This is a genomic window from Corallococcus exercitus, from assembly GCF_003611585.1.
In the GTDB taxonomy this organism is placed as follows: domain Bacteria; phylum Myxococcota; class Myxococcia; order Myxococcales; family Myxococcaceae; genus Corallococcus; species Corallococcus exercitus.
Map to the genome: position 1 here is coordinate 1 of NZ_RAVW01000596.1, position 4,425 is coordinate 4,425.

Below are 4,425 nucleotides of genomic sequence, written 5' to 3' on the forward strand. Positions count from 1 at the left end.
CGTGGGGGCGGCGGGGGCCTTCGCGGTGGCGGCCGGTGGAGGTGGCATGGGCAGCGTGCCCGCGTCCGGCGCCGCGAGGGCGACCGTCGGGGACACGAGGAGCGCGGCGCTGGTGAGCGCGGCGACGATGAGCGAACGGGACGTCATTCCGTGGCGCCGAAGTTGAAGGCCGTCCCAATCTGCACGGTGGGCACGTTGATGATGCGCGCCGCGCCCGCGAAGACGGTGTTGTTGGTCACGTCCAGCCGGAAGGACACGTTCTGGCTGGAGAACACGCGCACGCCCAGGCCCAGGTTGATGGCGGGACGGAAGCCGTCGCCGCGGTCCACCTTCACCACCGTGCCACCGGCGAGCAGGGAGACCTCGAAGTGGATGACGTTGGAGTTGAGGAAGGACGTCTTGCCGTACAGCGGGCTCCACATGAGGTCGGAGCCCACCATCCACTGCACCTGGTCCTCGAAGGCGGTGGCGGTGGGGGCCGCGTCGAAGTCGCGCTCCAGCTGGCGGCGCAGGCTGGTCTGCACGTTGTAGCTGTACGTGCCGCGGCCCACCTGCCACGCGACGCTGTCGCTGAAGTGGTACGTGTAGCCGACGGTGCCGATGAGCCCCTTGTAGAAGGCATCCGCGGGCAGCACGCCCACGCCGAGCGAGAGCTCGTGGTGCATGCGGTAGAGCCGGTCCTGCACCGCGGAGACGGTGCCGGGGTTCTCGAGTTCCTCGGCCTGGGCGCGCGCGAGGCCGGGCACCAGGCACAGGAGGGAGAGCAGGAGGAATCGCACGGGGACTTTTTCCTGTCAGGAGGCGGGGGCCGACGTGGGGTGGGGGAGTGCCCCCGCGTCAGTAGCCGACCGAGTTGAAGAGGAACGGATACGTGATGATGACGAGGCCGCCCTTGGGAGCCGGGAACTGCCAGCCCTTCAGGCTGCTGAGGATGCACGCCTCGACGGAGGCGTTGCGGAGGGTGGAGGACTTCGTCTTGGCGGAGGCGACGCGGCCGTTGAGCCCGATGGCCCACTCCAGCACCACCTTGCCGGCGAGGCCCGGGTCCTTGAGCAGCGCGCGTTCATAGCAGCCGTGCACCTCATTGAGGTGGCTGTTGATGACCTTGGCCACAGCCTCGCGGTCCACGGTGCCCTGCGTGGAGGAGATGCTGCGCGCGGTGGCGCGCGTGACGGTTCCGCCCACCGCGCCCTTGCCCACGCCGCCCGCGCCCAGGGCGCCGATGCCGCCGCCGCCCTTGCCGCGCAGGAGCTCCGCGCCCAGGGTAGCGCCGCCGCCCTTGCCGCCGCCGCCCAGGCCGAAGGTGCCCAGGCCCGCGTTGGCGATGGGGGCCTTACCGATGAGGCCGGAGAGCTTGTAGTTGGTCTGCTTGACGTTCTTGCTGCCCGGGCCGCTGCCCAGCTTGTCCACGGCGGCCAGCAGGTCGTTGGCGGCGGGGCCTGCGGCGGACAGCTTCGCGAGCGCCTTGAGGGCCTTGCTCTCCGGCGCGGCGGCCACGGCCTTGGGGACCTGGACCTCCTTGACCGGCTTGGGCGGGGCCTTCTCCGCGACGACGGGCTTCTCCTTGACGGGCTCCTTCTTCTTGAGCGCCTCGAGCTTCTTCTTGGCCTCTTCCTTCTTCTTGGGCTCGGGGGCGATGAGGCGCAGCGCGACGGGCGGCAGGTTCTTCTGGGTGAAGTCCGCGGTCGCGGGGCCTTGCGGCCGGGTGGCGATGAACCAGCCCAGGCCTCCGCCGAAGATGGCGAGGAAGAAGAGGGTCAGCCAGGGCAGGCCCTTGAGCGGGTTGACGAAGACGCGCTCGGGGGTGGGGGCCGCGTAGGCGACGAGCGACATCCTGCCCTGGGTGAGGCGGGCGGCGGCGCCGTCGCGCAGGGTGACGAAGCGGCGGCTGCCGTCGGACTCGAGCGCGGCGGTGGTGACGGGGGCGAAGCGGCCGTCGCCGTTGGCCTTCTCCACGTCGGTGCCAGGGGGCACGAAGAGGCGGTAGTTGCCGTTGACGGATTCCGCGAGCGTGAAGGCGTCGCCTTCCGGGAGGGTGAAGCCCCACAGCGGCATGGGGGCCTGCTCCTCCAGGGCGGCCTTCACGGGCTTCTTCACGTCCGGAGCGAACCGGCGCGCGTCGCGGCGCACGGCGCCCCAGTACAGCTCCAGGTAGAGCTGGGCCGCGCCCTTCTTGCCCGGGCCGATCTTCGGCGCGTGCGTGGGGCGGGTGGCCGGGGCCGCGTCGAGGACGAGGGGGCCGGAGGCAGGCGCGGCGACGTCGGCGTCCAGGTCCGCGAGCAGGTCGTCCGCGACGAGGAGGCTGGGCATGGCCTCCGACGGGGGACGGCGCCGCGTGGAGGGCATGGTGCCCGCAGGGACGGCGGGAGCCGGGGCGCGCTTGGAGGCCGCAGGCTGCGCATGCGCCGCCTGGGCACCGGCTTGAGCGTGCGCGGCCTGGGAATGCGCGTGGCCCGCCTGACCGTGTGCTGCGTGCGCGGCCTGGGGATGCCCTGACTGCGCAGCGTGCTGACCGTGCGCGGCGTGCTGTGCATGCGCGGCCTGCTGCGCGTGCGCGGCCTGCTGCGCGTGCGCGGCCTGTTGCGCATGAGCCGCCTGCGCGCCGTGTTGCGCCTGCGCGGCCTGCTGCGCGTACGCCGCCTGCTGGGCCTGCGCGGCCTGTTGCTGCGCGTACGCCGCTTGCTGCGCCTGCTGCTGAGCGTAGGCGGCCTGCTGCTGCGCGTGTGCGGCCTGCTGGGCCTGCGCGGCTTGCTGCGCGTGTGCGGCCTGCTGGGCCTGCTGCTGAGCGTAGGCGGCTTGCTGCTGCGCGTATGTGGCCTGTTGCGCCTGCGCGGCTTGCTGTGCCTGCTGCTGCGCGTGCGCGGCCTGCTGCGCCTGCGCGGCTTGCTGTGCCTGCTGCTGAGCGTAGGCGGCCTGCTGTTGAGCGTGCGCGGCCTGCGCGGCTTGCTGCTTGGCGTACGCAGCCTGCTGCTGCGCGTGCGCGGCCTGCTGGGCCTGCTGTTGCGCAAGCGCGGCCTGCTGGGCCTGCTGCTGGGCGAATGCAGCCTGCTGCTGCGCGTGCGCGGCTTGCGCACCGTGCTGGGGCGCGAAGCCATTCGGGGCCTGCGCACCGTGCTGGGGCGCGAAGCCATTCGCGGGATGCGCGGCCTGCTGCGGCGCGAAGCCGTTCGGGGCCTGCGCGCCGTGCGGAGGCGGGAAGCCATTCGCGGCGGGCGGAGCCCCGGCGTTTCCGAAGAGCGCGGCGACCTCGGGCGGCGGCTGTGGCTTGGTCTCGACGGGACGCTGGTTGAGGATCCGCGTCTTCAGGACGAACGGACCGCACAGCACCTCGTCCACGGAGCGGATCTCACAGGCCGTGACCTGGTGCCCGTTGACGAAGACGCCGCTGGTGCCGCCGCCCGCGTCCTGGATCGCGGTGCGGCCGTTCTGGAAGTACAGCAACGCATGGCGCGGCGACACGGACGCATCGTCCAGCCGCAGATCCGACGACGCATCGGATCCGAGCGCGTAGGTGCCGGGGACGAAGACCTCCGTCCCCACCAGGAGGCCGTCGCGGAGGATGACGACTTGCAGGACGCTGGGCTGGCCGCTCAACGGTGACGCTCCCTTCGAAGGGTGATGGGCGGTACGGCCCTACTGATCGTAGACGGTGGCGAGCGTCTCGGAGCGGAAGCTGTCGCGCTCGCGAAGCATCGACCGCGTCTTCAATTCCTTGCGGTCATACAGATACACGGCGCCGGACTTGTTCGTCTGGCCCTGGATGAGCCGGTCGTCGAAGTCGATGCGCGACGGCCCACGCTGCGGAGGCGCGGACGACGCCGTGGCAGAGGCATCCCCCGTCACCGGATCCGTCACGGCCGTGCTCGACTTCGTCTCGATGCGCGGCGGCGCCTTGCTCGAGCCCTTCTTGGCCTTGGTCGTCTTCGCGGCCTTCGTCCGGGGTGCACGTGCACGCCCCTGGGCCCAGGCATCGTTCGCGGTGGAGAGGGGACCGAAGCCGAGGACGCTGGCGACGGCACAGAAGAGAAGGAAACGTCGCATCATCAACAGGTTAAGCGATGCGAGCCCCGACCTGTCAACGCACACTCCAGCCCCATGGCGTGACCTGTGCCGATCAGGTGTGGGGGGCAGTCCACCTCACCTGGGGCGGGATCTCCACGTCTTGCCCCGCTTCGTGCCGGTAGGCTGGAAAGGTCGCGTGGAATTCCCTCTGAGCAGTGCCTCCCCAGCATGCGAGCAGACGTGGTGCGAAGTCATCGTGACACGGTGGGCGGATGGAGGATGCTCGCGCGCGGGAGGCTCGCACACGCGTGAAGGGTGACATTCGCAAGCTGAAGTGGATCGCGATGGGGCTCGCTGGCGTGGCCATCCTGGGCCTCCTGGCCATCGTCGTGATGCCCCGGGAAGCCCCCCAGTCCCCGCTTC

General features: G+C 71.2%; 3 protein-coding genes. All 3 read right to left on the reverse strand.

Annotated features, from left to right (window positions below):
* Positions 1–143 precede the first annotated feature (143 nt).
* Genes D7W79_RS39280 through D7W79_RS39290 form a run of 3 tightly spaced genes read right to left on the reverse strand, consistent with a single transcriptional unit; the run spans position 144 to position 4,041 of the window.
* Complete coding sequence (locus D7W79_RS39280) at positions 144–779, reverse strand: outer membrane beta-barrel domain-containing protein (protein ID WP_120530348.1); 636 nt, start codon at positions 777–779, stop codon at positions 144–146.
* A gap of 58 nt (positions 780–837) precedes the next feature.
* Complete coding sequence (locus D7W79_RS39285) at positions 838–3,594, reverse strand: AgmX/PglI C-terminal domain-containing protein (protein ID WP_120530349.1); 2,757 nt, start codon at positions 3,592–3,594, stop codon at positions 838–840.
* Between the two features lie 39 nt (positions 3,595–3,633).
* Positions 3,634–4,041, reverse strand: a complete 408-nt coding sequence (locus D7W79_RS39290) for a hypothetical protein (protein WP_120530350.1) — start codon at positions 4,039–4,041, stop codon at positions 3,634–3,636.
* Positions 4,042–4,425 lie beyond the last annotated feature (384 nt).